This is a genomic window from Peterkaempfera bronchialis (genome assembly GCF_003258605.2).
Taxonomy (GTDB): Bacteria; Actinomycetota; Actinomycetes; order Streptomycetales; family Streptomycetaceae; genus Peterkaempfera; species Peterkaempfera bronchialis.
This window is the reverse complement of the sequence record NZ_CP031264.1, coordinates 6,611,118-6,627,329: the sequence shown is the minus strand read 5'-3', so window position 1 is coordinate 6,627,329 and position 16,212 is coordinate 6,611,118. Positions and strand designations below refer to the sequence as shown.

Annotated in this window: 7 protein-coding genes and 1 pseudogene; 2 read left to right on the top strand and 6 right to left on the bottom strand. The window is 74.3% G+C overall.

The window, feature by feature from the left end:
• Positions 1–11: 11 nt before the first annotated feature.
• From C7M71_RS28255 to pgsA, 3 genes are read right to left on the bottom strand one after another with little or no spacing between them, the layout of a single operon-like run.
• Positions 12–1,193, bottom strand: a complete 1,182-nt coding sequence (locus C7M71_RS28255) for a glycosyltransferase family 4 protein (protein WP_111492027.1) — start codon at positions 1,191–1,193, stop codon at positions 12–14.
• Positions 1,190–2,152 (bottom strand): phosphatidylinositol mannoside acyltransferase, encoded by a 963-nt coding sequence (locus C7M71_RS28250; protein ID WP_111492028.1) that lies wholly within the window; start codon positions 2,150–2,152, stop codon positions 1,190–1,192. Before C7M71_RS28250 ends, C7M71_RS28255 begins: the two co-directional genes overlap by 4 nt.
• Positions 2,149–2,793 (bottom strand): phosphatidylinositol phosphate synthase, encoded by a 645-nt coding sequence (gene pgsA / locus C7M71_RS28245; protein ID WP_111492029.1) that lies wholly within the window; start codon positions 2,791–2,793, stop codon positions 2,149–2,151. Before pgsA ends, C7M71_RS28250 begins: the two co-directional genes overlap by 4 nt.
• A 256-nt stretch (positions 2,794–3,049) precedes the next feature.
• Here pgsA and C7M71_RS28240 point away from each other — a divergent pair.
• Positions 3,050–5,313 (top strand): annotated as a pseudogene (locus C7M71_RS28240) (elongation factor G-like protein EF-G2).
• A gap of 116 nt (positions 5,314–5,429) precedes the next feature.
• Here C7M71_RS28240 and C7M71_RS28235 read toward each other — a convergent pair.
• Entirely contained in the window at positions 5,430–5,846 is a 417-nt protein-coding gene (locus tag C7M71_RS28235) for a thiol-disulfide oxidoreductase DCC family protein (protein WP_111492031.1), read from the bottom strand.
• 192 nt (positions 5,847–6,038) lie between these two features.
• Here C7M71_RS28235 and C7M71_RS28230 point away from each other — a divergent pair, with 192 nt between their 5' ends.
• Positions 6,039–7,673 carry a hypothetical protein gene (locus C7M71_RS28230; protein ID WP_111492032.1) on the top strand — a complete coding sequence of 545 codons (1,635 nt, stop codon included), beginning with the start codon at positions 6,039–6,041 and terminating at the stop codon, positions 7,671–7,673.
• A 91-nt stretch (positions 7,674–7,764) separates the two neighbouring features.
• Here C7M71_RS28230 and C7M71_RS28225 read toward each other — a convergent pair whose 3' ends face one another.
• Positions 7,765–8,325, bottom strand: a complete 561-nt coding sequence (locus C7M71_RS28225; RefSeq protein WP_111492033.1) for an HIT family protein — start codon at positions 8,323–8,325, stop codon at positions 7,765–7,767.
• Positions 8,326–8,369: 44 nt separating this feature from the next.
• Complete coding sequence (locus C7M71_RS28220) at positions 8,370–16,187, bottom strand: beta-ketoacyl synthase N-terminal-like domain-containing protein (protein WP_114914624.1); 7,818 nt, start codon at positions 16,185–16,187, stop codon at positions 8,370–8,372.
• Between the last annotated feature and the right edge of the window lie 25 nt (positions 16,188–16,212).

Here is a 16,212-nt window from a genome sequence, read left to right as displayed (position 1 = left end):
CGGCTGCGGGCTCAGTCCCGGGCCAGCCCGAGGCGGCCGAGCCAGCCGGTCCGCTCGTCCTCCTCCACGGCCGCGGCGCCGGATGCCACCGTCTCGTACACGGCGAGGATGTCGGCGCCGACGGTCTCCCAGTCGAACCGCCGCACATGCCGCGCGGCCGTCGCGCCCAGCTTCGCCAGCCGCGCCGGGTCGCCCAGCAGCCGCACCGCCGCAGCGGCCAGCGCGCCCGCGTCCCCGACCGGGAAGAGCTCCCCGGCCGTGCCGCCGTCCAGCACCTGGCGGAACGCGTCCAGGTCGCTGGCCAGCACCGGAGCGCCTGCGGACATGGCCTCCACCAGGATGATGCCGAAGGACTCGCCGCCGGTGTTGGGCGCGATGTACAGGTCCACGCTGCGCAGCAGCCGGGCCTTCTCCTCGTCGCTGACCATGCCCAGGAACTCGACCGCCCGCCGGACCTCCTCGGGCGCCCCCTCCAGGGCCTCCTCCTCGTCGCCGCGGCCGGCGACCAGCAGCCGCACCCCCGGGCGGGCGGCCAGGATCTCCGGCATGGCGGCGAGCAGCGTCGGCAGGCCCTTGCGGGGCTCGTTGATCCGGCCGATGAAGCCGATGGTGCCGGGCTCGCCGTCGCGGGCGCCGCCGGTCCAGCGGGGGTCGGGCTCGGCGTCGGCGAAGTAGCGGACGTCCACGCCGTTGGGGATCACCACCGCGTCGCCGCCCAGGTGCTCCACCAGGGTGCGCCGGGCGTACTCGCTGACCGCGATCCGGGCGCGGATCTTCTCCAGCGCGGGTTGCAGGATCGGGTAGGCGGCGATCATGGCGCGGGAGCGCGGGTTGGAGGTGTGGAAGGTGGCCACGATCGGCCCGTTGGCGGACCAGCAGGCCAGCAGCGAGAGGCTGGGCGAGGCCGGTTCATGGATGTGCAGCACGTCGAAGCGGCCCTCGTGCAGCCAGCGCCGCACCCGGGCGGCCGACAGGAAGCCGAAGTTCAGCCGGGCCACCGAGCCGTTGTAGGGGACCGGCACGGCGCGGCCGGCGGAGACCACATACGGCGGCAGCGGGGTGTCCTCGTCGGCGGGGGCCAGCACCGAGACCTGGTGGCCCAGCCGCAGCAGGTGGTCCGCCAGGTCGCGGACGTGGAACTGGACGCCCCCGGGGACGTCCCAGGAGTACGGGCAGACGATGCCGATCCTCACCGGGCGGCCACCTGGTCGGGCCCGGAGGCCGGGTCGGCGGGGCCTGCCGCCGGGCCCGCGCGCCGGGGGGCGGGCAGGTCGGCGAGCCAGAAGCGCTGGAGCATGTGCCAGTCCTCCGGGTGGTTGCGGATGCCGTCCGCCCAGACGTCGGCGAGGGCCTGGGTCATGGCGGCGGACTTCTCCCGGCGGCTGCCCTCGGCGGGCACCGGGATCTCCTGGTGCACGGTGCCCTTCATCACGGGCGTCCCGTCGTACCAGAGGGTGACCGGCAGCAGGGCCGCGCCGGTCTGCACGGCGAGCGCGGCGGGCCCGGCGGGCACCCGGGCGGCCTCGCCCAGGAAGTCCACGTCCACGCCGTTCGCGGAGAGGTCGCGGTCGCCGACCAGGCAGACCAGTCCGCCGTCGCGCAGCCGCTTGGCGAGGGTCCCTATGGTGGAGACGGCTCCGCCGGTGAGCGGCAGCACCTCCATGCCGAGGCCCTCGCGGTAGGCGACGAACCGGTCGAAGAGCGACTCCGGCTTCAGCCGCTCGGCGACCGTGGTGAAGCGGTGGCCCAGGTAGGAGACCAGCCAGGCCCCGGCCAGGTCCCAGTTGCCCATGTGCGGCAGGGCCAGGACCACCCCGCGCCCCTCGGCGAGATGCTGGTTGATCCGCTCGTACCCGTCGGCGGTGAAGGAGCGGGCGATCCGGTCGGCGTCCCACACCGGCAGCCGGAAGGACTCCATCCAGTACCGCAGGTAGGAGCGCATCCCGGCCCGGGAGAGCGCCCGGATCTCGGCCTCCCCGGCCTGCGGGCGCACCCGGCGCAGATTGGCCTCCAGCCGCTGCACGCCCTTGCCGCGCTTCCGCCAGGCGGTGTCCGCGATCTGCCGGAAGAGCGCCCGGGCGGCCGGCTCGGGCAGGTGCTTGAGCGCGGACCAGCCCAGCGCGTACGCCGAGTCGACCAGCCGCTCCCTCATGCGACACCCGCCCCCTGGGCCTCGGCGGCCTCCCGGCGCACCGTCAGCATCCGCTGGAGCACGGTGATGAAGCTGCCCACGGCGATCAGCCAGAGCGCGATCGGCAGCAGCCAGTCGATGTACGGCACGCCGAACCCGTGCAGCCCGGCCAGCCCGGCGGCGACCAGGGTGACCACCAGCCGCTCGGCGCGCTCCACCAGCCCGGAGACGTCGCACGGCAGGCCCAGCGACTCGGCCCGCGCCTTGGTGTACGAGACCACCTGGCCGCAGGCCAGGCAGAACAGCGCCACCGCGCAGAGCAGCAGGTTGTCCCCCTTGCCCGCGTACCACATGGCGATGCCGCCGAAGATCGCCGAGTCGGCGACCCGGTCGAGGGTGGAGTCCAGGAAGGCGCCCCACTTGCTGGAGCGGCCGGCCTGGCGGGCCATATTGCCGTCCACCAGGTCGCTGAAGATGAAGAGCGTGATCACAATGGTCCCCCAGAAGAACTCGCCCCTGGGGAAGAAGGCCAACGCGCCCGCCACGGAGCCCGCTGTGCCGATGAGGGTGACCGCGTCCGGGCTGATCCCGGCGCGCAGCAGCATCGACGCGAACGGCGTGAGGACGCGCGTGAAGAACGCACGCGCGTATTTGTTGAGCATGGCCTGTCCGACGGCTCCGATCTCGCTCGGTTCTGCGGCGGCCCCATGCTATCCGCGCGGCGCCCCGGCCCCGGCCGCGCACCCCCTTCGGCGTACCGGGCGCGACTCCCGTATGGACCTGGTGCCCGCACGGTGGAAAGCTCGAAGGACCGCGGGTGGCAGTCGCCACCCACCCGGTGCGGCTCCCCCGTGGCGCGTGCGGACCATGCCCCTGCACTTGGCAGCGGCCCCCAGCGTTCAGCGGGAGGAGAGGCACATGGCCGACAAGGGATCCCACCAACCAGGAGCCGCCGGAAGGGCACCGGCGGCCGACCGGCCCGCGCAGCTGCGCAATGTGGTGCTGGTCGGCCACAGCGGAGCCGGCAAGACCTCGCTGGTCGAGGCGCTGGCCCTGGCCACCGGGGCGGTCAACCGGGCCGGCCGGGTGCAGGACGGCACCTCGATCTCCGACTACGACGACATCGAGCACCGGCAGCAGCGCTCGGTGCAGCTCTCGCTGGTCCCCCTGGAGTGGGCCGGTGTCAAGATCAACCTGCTGGACACCCCCGGCTACGCCGACTTCGTCGGAGAGCTGCGGGCCGGGCTGCGGGCGGCCGACGCCGCCCTCTTCGTGGTCTCCGCCGCCGACGGTGTGGACGGCGCCACCCGCATGCTCTGGGACGAGTGCGCCGCCGTCGCCATGCCGCGCGCGGTCGTGGTGACCAAGCTGGACACCGCCCGCGCCGACTTCGACCAGCTGGTGGACGTCTGCCGGGAGGCCTTCGGCGGGGAGAACCCGGAGTCCGTGCTGCCGCTCTATCTGCCGCTGCGCGGCGGCGCCCCGGCCCCGACGGCGAACCGCCGGTCTGCGGCCTGGTCGGCCTGCTCACCGAGCGGATCTTCGACTACTCCGGCGGCACCCGGGCCGAGCGGGACCCCGACCCCGACCTGCGGCCCGCCCTGGAGGAGGCACGCGGCCGGCTGATCGAGGGCATCATCGCCGAGAGCGAGGACGAGACCCTCATGGACCGCTACCTCGGCGGTGAGGCGCTGGACGTCAAGACCCTGATCGAGGACCTGGAGCGGGCCGTCGCCCGGGGCTCCTTCCACCCGGTGCTGGCCGCCTCCCCGCCCGCCGAGGGGTCCCGGCACGGCATCGGCACCGTGGAGCTGCTGGAGTTGATCACCTCGGCCTTCCCCTCCCCCGAGGAGCACCGGGTGCCGCCCGTCACCACCCCGGCCGGCGCCCCGCTGGAGCCGCTGAGCTGCGACCCCGAGGGCCCGCTGGCCGCCGAGGTGGTGAAGACCAGCGGCGACCCCTATGTGGGCCGGCTCAGCCTGGTCCGGGTCTTCTCCGGCACGCTGCGGCCGGACGCCGCGGTGCATGTCTCCGGGCACGGTCTGGCCGACCGGGGGCACGAGGACCACGACGTGGACGAGCGGGTCGGTGCGCTCACCGCGCCCTTCGGCAGGTTCCAGCACCCGGTGCCCAAGGGCGTCGCCGGTGACATCGTCTGCATCGCCAAGCTGGCCCGCGCCGAGACCGGCGACACGCTGTCCGCCAAGGAGCAGCCGCTGCTGATGCTCCCCTGGGAGATGCCCGACCCGCTGCTGCCGGTCGCCGTGGAGGCGCACAGCAAGGCCGATGAGGACAAGCTCTCGCAGGGGCTGGCCCGGCTGGTCGCCGAGGACCCGACGCTGCGGCTGGAGCAGAACCAGGACACCCGGCAGCTGGTGCTCTGGTGCATGGGCGAGGCCCATGCCGATGTGCTGCTGGAGCGGCTGCGCACCCGGTACGGGGTGCAGGTGGACCCGGTGCCGTACCGGGTGCCGCTGCGGGAGACCTTCGGGTCGGCGGCGGCGGCGCGCGGGCGGCATGTCAAGCAGTCCGGCGGGCACGGGCAGTTCGCGATCTGCGAGATCGAGGTGGAGCCGCTGCCCACCGGCGGCGGCTTCGAGTTCGTGGACAAGGTGGTCGGCGGGGCCGTGCCCCGGCAGTTCATCCCCTCCGTGGAGAAGGGCATCCGGACGCAGCTCGCCCGGGGCGTCGCGACCGGCTGCCCGGTGGTGGACGTGCGGGTGACGCTGGTGGACGGCAAGGCGCACTCGGTGGACTCCTCCGACGCCGCCTTCCAGACCGCCGGGGCGCTGGCGCTGCGGGAGGCGGCGGCGCAGGCCGTCATCCACCTGCTGGAGCCGGTCTCCGAGGTGCGGGTGCTGGTGCCGGACGACTATGTGGGCACGGTGATGAGCGACCTCTCGGCGCGGCGCGGGCGGGTGCTGGGCACCGAGCCGGTGCCGCCGTCGGGCGGGGCCGCACACGCCGCCTCCCAGGACGGGCAGTGGCGGATGACGGGTGGGCGGACGCTGGTACGGGCGGAGGTGCCGGAGCTGGAGATCATCCGCTATGCGGTGGACCTGCGGTCGCTGTCGCACGGCACCGGGCGGTTCTCCCGGACGTACGCGCGGCATGAGCCGATGCCGCCGCAGCTCGCCGCCAGGATGCGGGAGCAGCAGTCCGAGAAGCCCGAGAGGCACTGACCCGAGAGGCACTGACCCGGGAAGCCCTGATCCAAGAAGCACTGACCCGAGAAGCACTGAGCGGCAGCGGTCGGGCCGGCGTCCCCGCGGGTGCGGGGAGGCCGGCCCGGCGGGGTTCAGGCCCTGCGGGGCGGCAGGGCGCAGGCGGGGGTGCCGCCGGGCATCCGGTGGCGGTTGCGGGCGATCAGGCGGTAGACACCGGCTGCGATCCAGCTGACCGGCGGTAGCGCGATCACGGCGCCCAGCACCGAACACGCGCCCCCGGCGCGCATCAGCAGCCGGGCGACCGCCTGCGCACCGCCGTACACCTGCCCGGTGGGGGTCAGCCAGAGCACCTCCTGCTCGGCGCGGTGGGCGGTCAGCTGCCCTCGGCCGCCGGCCAGAGCGTCCAGTTCCGCCAGGTCGGCGAATTGGAAGGGGGTGGTGTCCCACAGCGGGGCGGCCGGGTCGGAGAGCCGTTTTCCGGCGAACTCGACGCAGCTGGAGCAGAAGGCGCAGTCGCCGTCGTAGACGAGCAGAGGTCGTGTGGCCATGGACCGATCCTCCCCTATGGTTCCGCACGCATCCTAGGGTTCCGCACGCATGCCCGGGTGGTCCGGCGGGGAGAACCATTCAGAACCGGCGGGCCGGCCGCCCGAGCGGTGACGCCGGATCAGTCGATCTTCGGCGCGGCGGTGCGGGGGCGCGGTAGCCTGCCGCTGACAAGGGGAGGAGGGGGAGGCCGTATGTCCACACTCGACATGACACCCGGGGCGCAGATACCCCGGTTGGACGGCGGTCCCCAGACCGCGGTCACCCAGGCGCTGGCCTCTGCCGCCTACCGCGACGGGCCGATCGAGGGTCTGCCGGACGCCAAGGCCAAGGGGGCCCGGTTCGCGCTCTTCCGCGCCAACCTCGGCGAGGCTTTCACCGAGGCGGTCATCGCCCGCACCCTGGGCAACGGCCGCAAGCCGCTGGTGCCGTCGCTCGGTGTCGACTCCCGGATGGTGGTCGAGCACTGCCTGGAGGCGCAGGAGCTGCGCAACCAGCGCGACCGCAAGCTGACCCTGGTCACCCTGGTCACCGGTGTGCTGTTCCTCCCCGGGTCGCTGCTCTGGCTGCTCGCCTTCCAGGTGCGGGCCGTGCTGAAGAAGGCCGCCCCGGACCGGGCCGGCCTGGTCGGCGGGGTGGTCTATGTCGCCCTCGCGGTGCTGGCCGGGCTCTTCATCCTGCGCCCGCCCGCCGCCGGTCTGGCCGCGCTCTATCTGCGGGTGATGCTGCTGGCTCCGGTGGTCGGCTGGTTCATCGCCAAGCGGATCTGCCTGCGCAGCTCCGAGCAGATGCGGGCCCAGTGGACCGCGCTGGTGGACGGCAGCGCCCTCGGCCCGATGCTGCCCAAGATCGTCCCCAAGGACGACAAGGACGCCACGGCGGTCAACCTCCGCGAGCAGTTGGACAAGCTGGCCGCCGAGCAGGAGACCAATGTGCTGCACTACGCGGGCACCAAGGGGATCCTGGGGCTGGGCGGCCGCTGGGGCGCCTGGCATCTCACCGGTCCGCTGAAGCCCCGCGCGGGTGCGGCGGACATCCACGCCTTCCGGCCGTGGGACCTGGTCCGCCGGATCACCGATCGGCTGGGCCAGCTGGAGCGGAGCGAGATCGCCGGCGGCGGTATGCCGCATCCGCAGCTGCACCAGTGGGCGGTGCGGCCGGTCGGCGAGGGAGCGGACGAGATCGCCCGTCCCTCCGACGCCGAGACCATGGACGGCCAGCGGATGCGGGACTTCGCGATGCAGAACCTCTGCAACGCGCAGAAGTTCGGCGCCGAGCCCCGGCACTACCAGGGCACCCACTTCGTGCTCTGGAACGGGCAGTTGGTGGTGTCGCTGCTGGCCACCGTGACCGTGCTGCACAACTACCTGCGGGTGGAGGTCACCGGGTACGCCCTGGGGCCGGTGGCGGGGTTCTTCTCCGGCAAGCCCTCCCCCAAGGAGATCAGCTTCACCCGGCCCGGTCGGCCGTGGAAGACGGAGACCCGCCAACTGCCCATCGTGGACAGCGACGAGGTGGTGCGCCTGGCGGTGCGCGCCCCGCTGATGTGGGCGCCGGTCGTGCGGGACTGGCTCGGCGGCGGGCTCTCCCTGCCCGAGCCGTTCGGTTTCCGCTCGGCCTGGGTGGACCGGATGTGGACGCACCGCTTCATGGCCGACGATGTGATCCGGGCCGCCACCCCGATCGTGCGGCTGGTCCGTACGGTGATCGACGAGTTCCTGGCCGAGCACGACGTGGACGTGGACCACTTCTCCACGGCGCGGTCGCTCAGCCCCGGAGCCGACGCGGAGGGCGTCCGCCCCGGCAAGGCCGACCTCTACGACGGCTGAGCAGCAGCCGCCGCCAGACGGACAGCGAGGGCCCGCCCCCGGATCTTCCGGGGGCGGGCCCTCGCCGTCTGCGGGGCTCGGTTCCTGCGGCTCAGTCCCGGGGCCAGGCGTCGGCCAGCATCTTGCGGGTGTCGGCGAGCAGTTGCGGCAGCACCTTGGTGTGGCCGACGACCGGCATGAAGTTGGTGTCCCCGCCCCAGCGCGGCACCACATGCTGGTGCAGATGGGCGGCGATACCGGCGCCGGCTGCGGCGCCCTGGTTCATGCCGATGTTGAAGCCGTGGGCGCCGGAGGCGGTGCGCAGCGCGGTCATGGCGCGCTTGGTCAGGGCGCCCAGCTCGGCGGTCTCCGCGTCGTCCAGCTCGGTGTAGTCGGCGACGTGCCGGTAGGGGACCACCATCAGATGGCCGCCGTTGTACGGATAGAGGTTGAGCACCGCGTACACCCGCTCGCCCCGGGCGACGACCAGCCCCTCCTCGTCGCTCTTGGCGGGGATCCCGCAGAAGGGACAGCCATCGCCCTCACCAGGACCGCTGGGCTTGCCCTCGCCCTTGATGTACGCCATACGGTGCGGGGTCCACAGACGCTGGAAACCGTCCGGCTCCCCGACCCCTTCCTGCAGCTCCGGCTCGCTCGTCATGCCGATCAGCATAGGACGCGGGACGGCCCGGACGTACGGGCGAGGGCTACAGATGATCAGTCGTCCGACCGCACGGTGACCACCCCGTCCTCCTCTCGGACCCGGAGGCGGCGCAGGGTCTCCGGCCGACCGGCGACCGAGGCGGCGGTCAGGTCGTCGGCCACCTCGACCTCGGCGGGATGCACCCTGAGCAGCCTGGCCAGGTGCTCCTTGGCGGCGATGACGGCGGTCCGCGCCCGGGGGGAGCCGTCCCGGGGCAGTCCGTAGACGGCGGCGAGGGTGCCGGGCACGATGTCCACCGCGTCGATCAGGGCGGTCCGCAGCACGGTGGCCTCCCCGGCCACCGTGGACAGCGCCACGCCCTCCACATGGCGGCGGTCGCGCAGGAACTCCCTCCGCTGCACCAGCGGCACGGAGGCGAACAGCGGGACCTCCACCAGCGCCAGGGCCAGTCGCAGGGTCACCGCGACCCGGCCCTGGACCTGGAGTTGGATGTCCACCACCGGCAGTCGGGAGTCGCCCTCCGAAACGCCGGCGAACCGCACCTCCACCCGGACCGGTCCATCGTCCGGCAGCGGCTCATACGCCTCCAGGCTGTGCAGCAGGTGCGGTACGGCCACCTGGTCCGCGCCGACACCAGGCAGCCAGCGGCCCATCTCCCGGCAGGGGATCCCATGCAGCGCGGCGTCGAGCACCCCCTGGTGCAGCAGCCCGCGCGGCACCCGGTTCCGGCCGGTGTCGAGCATGCTGGACGCGCCGGACGCGGAGATCCACAGCGAGCTGACGCACTGGAACGCCGGGCCGTGGAACATCGCCCCCGAGGTGTAGGGGTCCACCGTCTCCTCCGCGTCGGCGAGCGCGGGGAACGGCTCCGGGCGGGGTCCCGGGGGCGGCCCGAGCCGCACGGTGCCGCCGATGACCTCGTCGAACCGGGAGAGGTCCGGGGTGGCGGCCTGCCGCCAGACCGAGAGGACGGCGGTCACCCCCTCCGGCGCCTCCCGCAGGTCGGTCCGCAGCCGCACCGGCTCCCCGAGCGGCAGCCATCGCCGCAGCCGCAGCCCGGACAGCCCGGACACCTGGCGGCCGGTGTGCTCGGCAGCCGTCCGGGCCAGGTGGTCCACCATCGCCATCATGGGCATCGCCGGGGTGATCCAGTCCGGCCGGTGGTCGAGCAGCCATGCCTGCTCGGCGGGATCGAGCACCGTGTCGTACGACGCCGGAAGGGTGGCGGGGGTCGCGGCGGCCCGGGGGCCCTGGGCGGTCCCGGTGTTCCCGGCGGCCCCGGTGTCCTCGATGGAGACGGCGGTCCCGGTGGAGACGGCGCGCATGCCGAGGCCGCGCACCTGGTAGATGCAGCGGCCGTCGATCCAGAGCCACGCCTCGGCGACCGCATGGCACTCGTGCGCGTCCCCGGCGGCTTCGAGGATCTCCATCTCGACCGTCATGGTGCCGTCGGTCGGCACGATCTGGCCCCGGTACTTCCAGGTCACTTCCTGACCGGTCATGACCGGTTCGAAGCGCGGGGCGACCAGTCGGCCGGTATGGCCGCTCTCCACCAGATAGACCTGGAGGAGCTGGCACATCGCCTCGACGCCCAGCGAGCCGGGCTGCACGGGGTCCTGGAAGAAGTGCGCCTTGAAGTACCAGTCCCCCGCGTCGATGTCCTTCTCCGCGCACAGCCGTCCCAGCCCGGCCTGGCCACCGTCCGGCCAGTACCCGGTGACCCGGTCCAGCATCAGCAGCATCGGGCCCGCCGGCGGTCGACGCTGCAGGTCGATCGGCTGCCCGCCGGGCGCCCGCAGTCGATGGTGGTCGTCCTGGCTGCGGGGCAGGCCGGTCTGGCTCTCCAGCGCGCTCCGGGGAAAGAACCCGAAGACCGAGGAGAGCCGGAACACCGGCCTGCCGTCGGCATGGCACTCCACGTCGAAGGTCTCGATGATCAGGTCCCCGTGGCGGGCGATGGTGCGGAGCACGACCTCGGTCCGCACGGTGCGGGTCCCCGGGGTGACCTCGCCGAGTACGGTCCCGGTGCCGTCGAGATTGCGGAAGTACAGGTCCTGCTCACCTCGGAGCAGGTCGGTGGCCTGGCCCGCCAGACAGCCGCACGGTTGCAGCGCCACCTCCATCAGCACCGCCATCGGCATGGCCGAGCCGCCGCCCTGCTCGAAGTACCAGGCATCCTCGGGCACGTCGTACTCGGTGACCAGCCGGCTGCCCGGCCGCTCCCCGCCGACGACCAGGTCACCGGTGACGATGCGGCTGACGAAGTGGAAGGGCGGGCCGGGCAGCCGGGCCCGCCTCCTGCCGCCGTCGAAGACGGCGGCGTCCTGGCCGAAGGCTTCCGTCGGCCGCCCCCAGGCTGCGGCGAGCAGCGTGGCGTAGTCGTACCGGACGTCCCCGACAACGGCGCAGTCCGCGTCGTCGCGATGGCCGCGCAGGCCGCCCAGCAGCGGCAGCGGGACCGGGGTGCCGTCGGTCTGCACCCGGACCGGGCCGAGCTGCCGCCACTGCTCCAGCGGCCAGTCGGGCACCAGGCGCAGCGCCACCCCGGCGGCGTGGAACGCCTGCACCCCGTCCACGGTGCAGAGCACATCGGCGACCAGCGTGGGCTGGGGACCGGCGCTGAGCTCCGTCACAAAGACCTCGTAGACCAGCCGCGAGCTGTCCGGTGTGACCTGGCGGCGGCAGCGCAGGGCGGCGGGGCGGCCGGGCACCGGTTCGAAGCGCCAGCCGTCCCGGTCCAGGGTGTGGCCGCCCGCCGCCAGGGAGAAGGCCATGGCCTGCAAGGCGCCCTCGAACATCAGGGTGCCGGGCATGCACGGATCGTGGTGGAAGTGCCCGTCGAAGAACCAGTCCGCCGCGTCGATCCGGGTCTCCGCCCGCAGATAGCCACGGCCCCACGGTCCTCCGGCGGGGTCGTAGTGCGTCACCTCGTCCAGCAGCAGCATCCGTCCGCAGCCGACCCTCGGGGTCCGGATGTGCGCCCTGGCCGCCGTCCAGGCCGGTCCGAAGCAGTCGGCGGGATTGCCGTCGGCGAAGGCCCGTACCTGGGCAGCGTCGAAGCAGGAGGCGGTGGTGGCGACCGGCGGGTCCACCGTGGCATCCGGGTCCGGCGGGCCGTCCGCCGGGTGCCAGAGCACCCCTGCGCTGCTCTCCAGCTCCTCGTCCGTGAAGAACCCCGCCTGCCCGTTGCGCACGGTCAGGCGCAGCTCGCCGTCGACATGGCAGTCGTAGTGGAAGAAGAAGAGCCGCACCCCCTGGTGCACGGCGTGGCCGTCGATCTGGATCTCGAAGTGCAGGGTGTCGCCGGGGCGGGGCGGGCTGCCGTACAGGGTCAACTCGCAGCCCAGCAGCCGGTACACCCGGTCCTGGCGGTCCAGCAGGTCGGCGCCGAGCCAGCTGATCAGCAGCAGGTCCGCCTGCCCGGCCTCGACCATGATCCCGGGCGGCATCCGCCCGGTGGCGTCCAGGTACCAGGAGTCCGGCCGGACGTCGGTCTCGGTCCAGAGCGTGCCGGTGCCGGGCGCGGAGGCGCGCAGCAGCGCCGCCGGTTCGGCGTCGATGCCCAGGACCCGGTCGACCAGCAGCAGCGGCGGCCGGGGCAGCCGGGTCTGCCGGTGCCGGTCGTCCTGGGCGGCGAACGCCGGGCCGAACAGCTCCGAGATCCGGCCGTGGGCGAGGTGTTCGAGCTGGGCCCGGTCGAAGGCCGGGCCGGGATACGGGCGGGGCCGGGCGGGGTCGGCCGGGGCGGCCGGGCTCCAACCGGCCGTCGAGCCGTGCGCCGTGCCGTGCGCCAGGGCGGCGAGTGCGGCCAGAGCGGTGGACCGGCCGTGCAGGAAGTGCCGCTGCGCCTCGGCCTGCTGGGCCGCGAAGGTCCGCTGGGCGTCCGCCTGGCCCGCCAGCACCGACCGGTGCACGGCGGTGACCCGGTTGCGGGCCTCGGCGATCACCCCGGCCACCCGCGTCGCCGGCCCGGACGCGGGCACAGACACGGGCACGGGCACGGGCACGGGCACGGACACGGTCGGTGGCACCGGCGTGGACACCGACGCGGGCGCCGGTTCGGCCTTGGGCAGCGTGGACGGCAGGCGGGGGGCCCGGGGCATGGGTGCGGCTTGCGGCGCCCGCTCGGCCGGCAGCCGGACCTCGGCGGGGGCGATCGGAATGGCGATGCGCTGCCCGGTCGGCGTCGCCCGGGGCGCAGCAGCCGCCCAGCGGCCGAGGAACGCGTCGGCGTCCACCCGCACCCCCGCCGCCGCCAGTTCGGCGACGACCTGGCCGATCCGGGCCAGGCCCTGGCCGTCGGGCGCGTCCATGGCCACGGCCAGATGGTCCCGGTCGCCGAGGATGCGGCTGATCCATGAGGTGCAGAGGCCGCGCGGCCCCTGCTCCACAAAGATCCGCACCCCGTCCGCCCAGGCCCGCTCGATCACCCGGACGTAGTCGACGGTGGTGAGCAGTTGCGCGGTCAGGGCGTCGGCGACCCGCTCGGCGGTCGGCAGATACGACGTCCCGCTCGCGCAGCTGTAGAACCGCACCCCGGGGACGGCCGTGGTGGGCCGGTGGTGCAGCTGCCACCAGCGGCTCTCCACCTCGGCCAGCTCCGGTGCGTGCGCGGCCATGTCGTAGCTGATCGGCACGGCGTGGGCCCGCTGCCTGCGAACCCAGGCGTCACATGCCTCGGCCTCTCCGCCGACCACGCAGAGGCCGGGTGCGTTCAGCGCGAGCAGGTGGACCGCCGGCTCAGCGGCCAGCTCCGCCCGGACCCGCTCGGCGGGCATGGAGACGAGGTAGCCGGCCCATCGGCTGCCGGGGACGCCCGCGCGTTCCCAGGCCCGGCGGACGGCCCGGTACTCCCCGCCGATCTCCCGGTCGAAGAGCCCGCTCGCCCGGCTCTCCGCGCAGTGTTCGGCGGTGTCCGTCCAGACGCCCAGGGCGATCAGGGCGGCCGTCTCACCGGAGGAGTAGCCGATCGCCGCGTCCGGGTCGCCCAGCAGGGCCCGGCTGATGGCGGTGTGCAGGCTGATCACCAGGCCGGTGCTCATGATCTGGTCCAGCGCGTCGGCCGGGCCGGTGGCGGTGGCCGGGCCGGTCAGCAGTGACCGGGGCAGTCCCGACGCCTCCAGATTGTCCAGCAGGTCGGGCAGCGCGAGGGCGAGTTCGCGGCCCATACCCGGGTAGGCAGCGGAGCCATTGGTGAAGACAAAGGCGGTCTCCCCCACCACGGGTGCGTCCCGGTAGGCGGCCCCCGGTGGCCTGATGCCCTCACCGGCCAGCCAGCGCCGGGCGCGTTCCCGCTGCTCGGCGAGGTCGGCGTCGGTGGTGACCAGGGCGAGTCGGGCAGGGCCTGCGGCGCTCTCGCGGTCGGCGTCCAGCGCCTGGGCCACCTCATGCCGGTCCCGGCCGGAGTAGAGGTGCAGCCGGGGGGCCGGGCCCGACACCCACGGCCGGGCCGCATCCGCCACCAGGCGGGTACGGGCCTGCGGGCCCTCCAGGACCGAGCACCGTACCTCGGCCGTGCGGGCGGCGTCCAGCGGGAGCGCCGGGGCGTGCGGGCGGGGCAGTACGCGGTGCTGGAGTGCCAGGGCGGCGACGGCCACGGAGAGCAGTCCGGCGGCGGCGTGTGCGGCGCCGAACAGCTCGGCCGGGTCGATATGTGGCACCGCCGCCTCGCCTTCGGCGGGTCCGTCGCCGACGAGCAGCTGCGGTGCAGCCGTGCCGTCCTGGTCCAGGACCGCGATCACCTGGTCGCCGTCGCGCCGGGCGTCGGCCAACCGCTTGAGGACCAGCGCCACGGCGGCGTCTCCCGGGGGCCGCCGTAGTACCCCGAGCCCGGCCAGCGCGGCCCGCTGCACTGCCTCGTCCGCCAGGTCGACCGCCCCCACCAGGGCGGCGTCCACCTCGTGCGTCCGCAGCGCGCGGGCGGCCAGCTCCAGTGCCACCAGCCCGGACGCCTCCTCCGCGCAGACCACGAAGCCCGGCCCGGCCAGGTCGAACCGGGTGTTGAGCCGGTGGGCCAGGAGATGGGGCATGGTGCCGGTCACTCCGGCGGCGGGCAGCGGCGCGGCGAACGCCTGCTGGGTGGCCGCGACGGTCTCGGCGTCGGCGCCTTCCCGCCAGGCGGCCGAACGCCACCGTGCCCCGTAGCGGGCGGCCTGCGGGTCGCTGCCCGCGCCGATCAGCACCGCCGTGCGCTCGCGGGGCAGCCGGATGTCCGCCACAGCCTCCTCGGCGGCGGCCAGCACCAGCAGTTGGCGGGTCTCCGCGCAGGCCAGGTCGGCCGGGGGGAAGCAGAGCCCTCCGGCCGACAGCTCGACTGCGGTGACGGCGGCGGTACGGGGCTCGGACTCACCGGTCAGCAGTGTGCGGCGCAGGCTCTCGGCGGATTCGCCGCCGCCGACCCGGGCGCCGAGGGCGACAATCGCGAGCGGCCCGGCATCCACCTCCGGCGAGGCCGCCACCCCACCACCCTCGGGCAGACTCCCACCGCCCCGGCCCCCAGACCCGGCGCCCTCGGGCAACCCTCCAACCCGGCCCCTCACAACAACCGACCCGGCACCCTCGGGCCAGCCGTCGAGGACCAGATGGGCATTGGCGCCGCCGAATCCAAACGCGCTGACAGCAGCCCGGCGCAGCCCCGGCCACTCCTCGGCCTCGGCGGGCAGCCGCAGCGGCGTACCGTCCAGCTCCGCGAGCGGCCGGTCGGCTCCGGCCACCGCAGGGCGGACCCCCGCGCCCATCGCCCCGAGCACCTTGAGCAGCCCCGCCACCCCGGCTGCGGCCAGCGGGTGGCCGAGCTGGGCCTTGACCGAGCCGATCGGCACGCCGGGGCTGTCGGCGAACACCTCGGCCATGGCCCGGACCTCCACCGCGTCACCGCTCGGGGTCCCGGTGGCGTGGGCCTCGATCAGCGAGACCGTGGCCGGGTCGATGCCCGCCAGCGCGTAGGCGAGCCGCATCGCCCGCGTCTGCCCGTCGCGGTCGGGGAGCAGCAGACCGCCGCCCCGGCCGTCGTTGGAGAGCCCCACCGCCCGGATCACCCCGAGCACCGGAACGTCCGCCGCCAGCGCATCGGCCAGCCGCATCAGCACCACCAACCCGGCACCCTCGGCCGGGATCAGCCCGTCGGCGTCCCGTTGGAGGGGCCGGCTCCGGCCGGAGCGGCTGAGCGCCGACAGGGCGTGGAAGCCCTGGTGCAGGAAGAGGTTGTCGGCCCGGTTGACCGCCCCCGCGACCATCAGCCGCACCGCCCCGGAGTGCAGGCGGTCGCAGGCGAGCTTGATCGCATAGAGCCCGGAGGCGCAGGCCGCGTCGACGGCGAACCCGCCCGCTCCCAGGCCCAGCGCCCGCGCCGCGAGTTGGGCGGGCCGTCCGGCGGCGAACCAGTTGCCGGGGTGCGGCCGGGGCCTGCCGCGCAGCAGTGCCGTGCGCAGCGCGGGCTCCTGGGCGGTCAGCCAGACATGCTCGGCGAAGCGGCTGGCGGACTCATTGGGGTAGGCCAGATTGCCCAGCACCAGACCGGCGTCGGGCAACGGCCCCTGTTGCCCGGACTCGCGCAGTGCCTGCCGGGCGCCGTACAGGACCCAGTGGAAGAGCGGGTCCAGCTCGGCGATCTCCGCCGGATCGAGGGCGAAGCCGCTCGGGTCGAACACCTCGTCGAAGCCCTGGACGTATCCGCCGGCCACCGAGGCGATCCGGTCGGCCGGGTCGGTCACCAGGCGGTCGTAGCCCTGCCGGGGCAGCCGCCACCGTTCCATGGAGACGGCCGACAGGCAGGACCGGCCGGCCTCGGCGTTCCGCCACAGCTGGTCGGGGTCGAGGGCACCGGGCAGCACACAGCCCCGCCCGATGACGGCGATGGGTTCGAATCCCAAGGTGGGCTCTCCGTGGGTGGTGGTG

Bases quoted from the DNA above. Each gene is read 5' to 3' on its own strand.
- C7M71_RS28250 (WP_111492028.1), bottom strand. From the start codon at position 2,152: ATGAGGGAGCGGCTGGTCGACTCGGCGTACGCGCTGGGCTGGTCCGCG.
- pgsA (WP_111492029.1), bottom strand. From the start codon at position 2,793: ATGCTCAACAAATACGCGCGTGCGTTCTTCACGCGCGTCCTCACGCCG.
- C7M71_RS28235 (WP_111492031.1), bottom strand. From the start codon at position 5,846: ATGGCCACACGACCTCTGCTCGTCTACGACGGCGACTGCGCCTTCTGC.
- C7M71_RS28230 (WP_111492032.1), top strand. From the start codon at position 6,039: ATGTCCACACTCGACATGACACCCGGGGCGCAGATACCCCGGTTGGAC.
- C7M71_RS28225 (WP_111492033.1), bottom strand. From the start codon at position 8,325: ATGCTGATCGGCATGACGAGCGAGCCGGAGCTGCAGGAAGGGGTCGGG.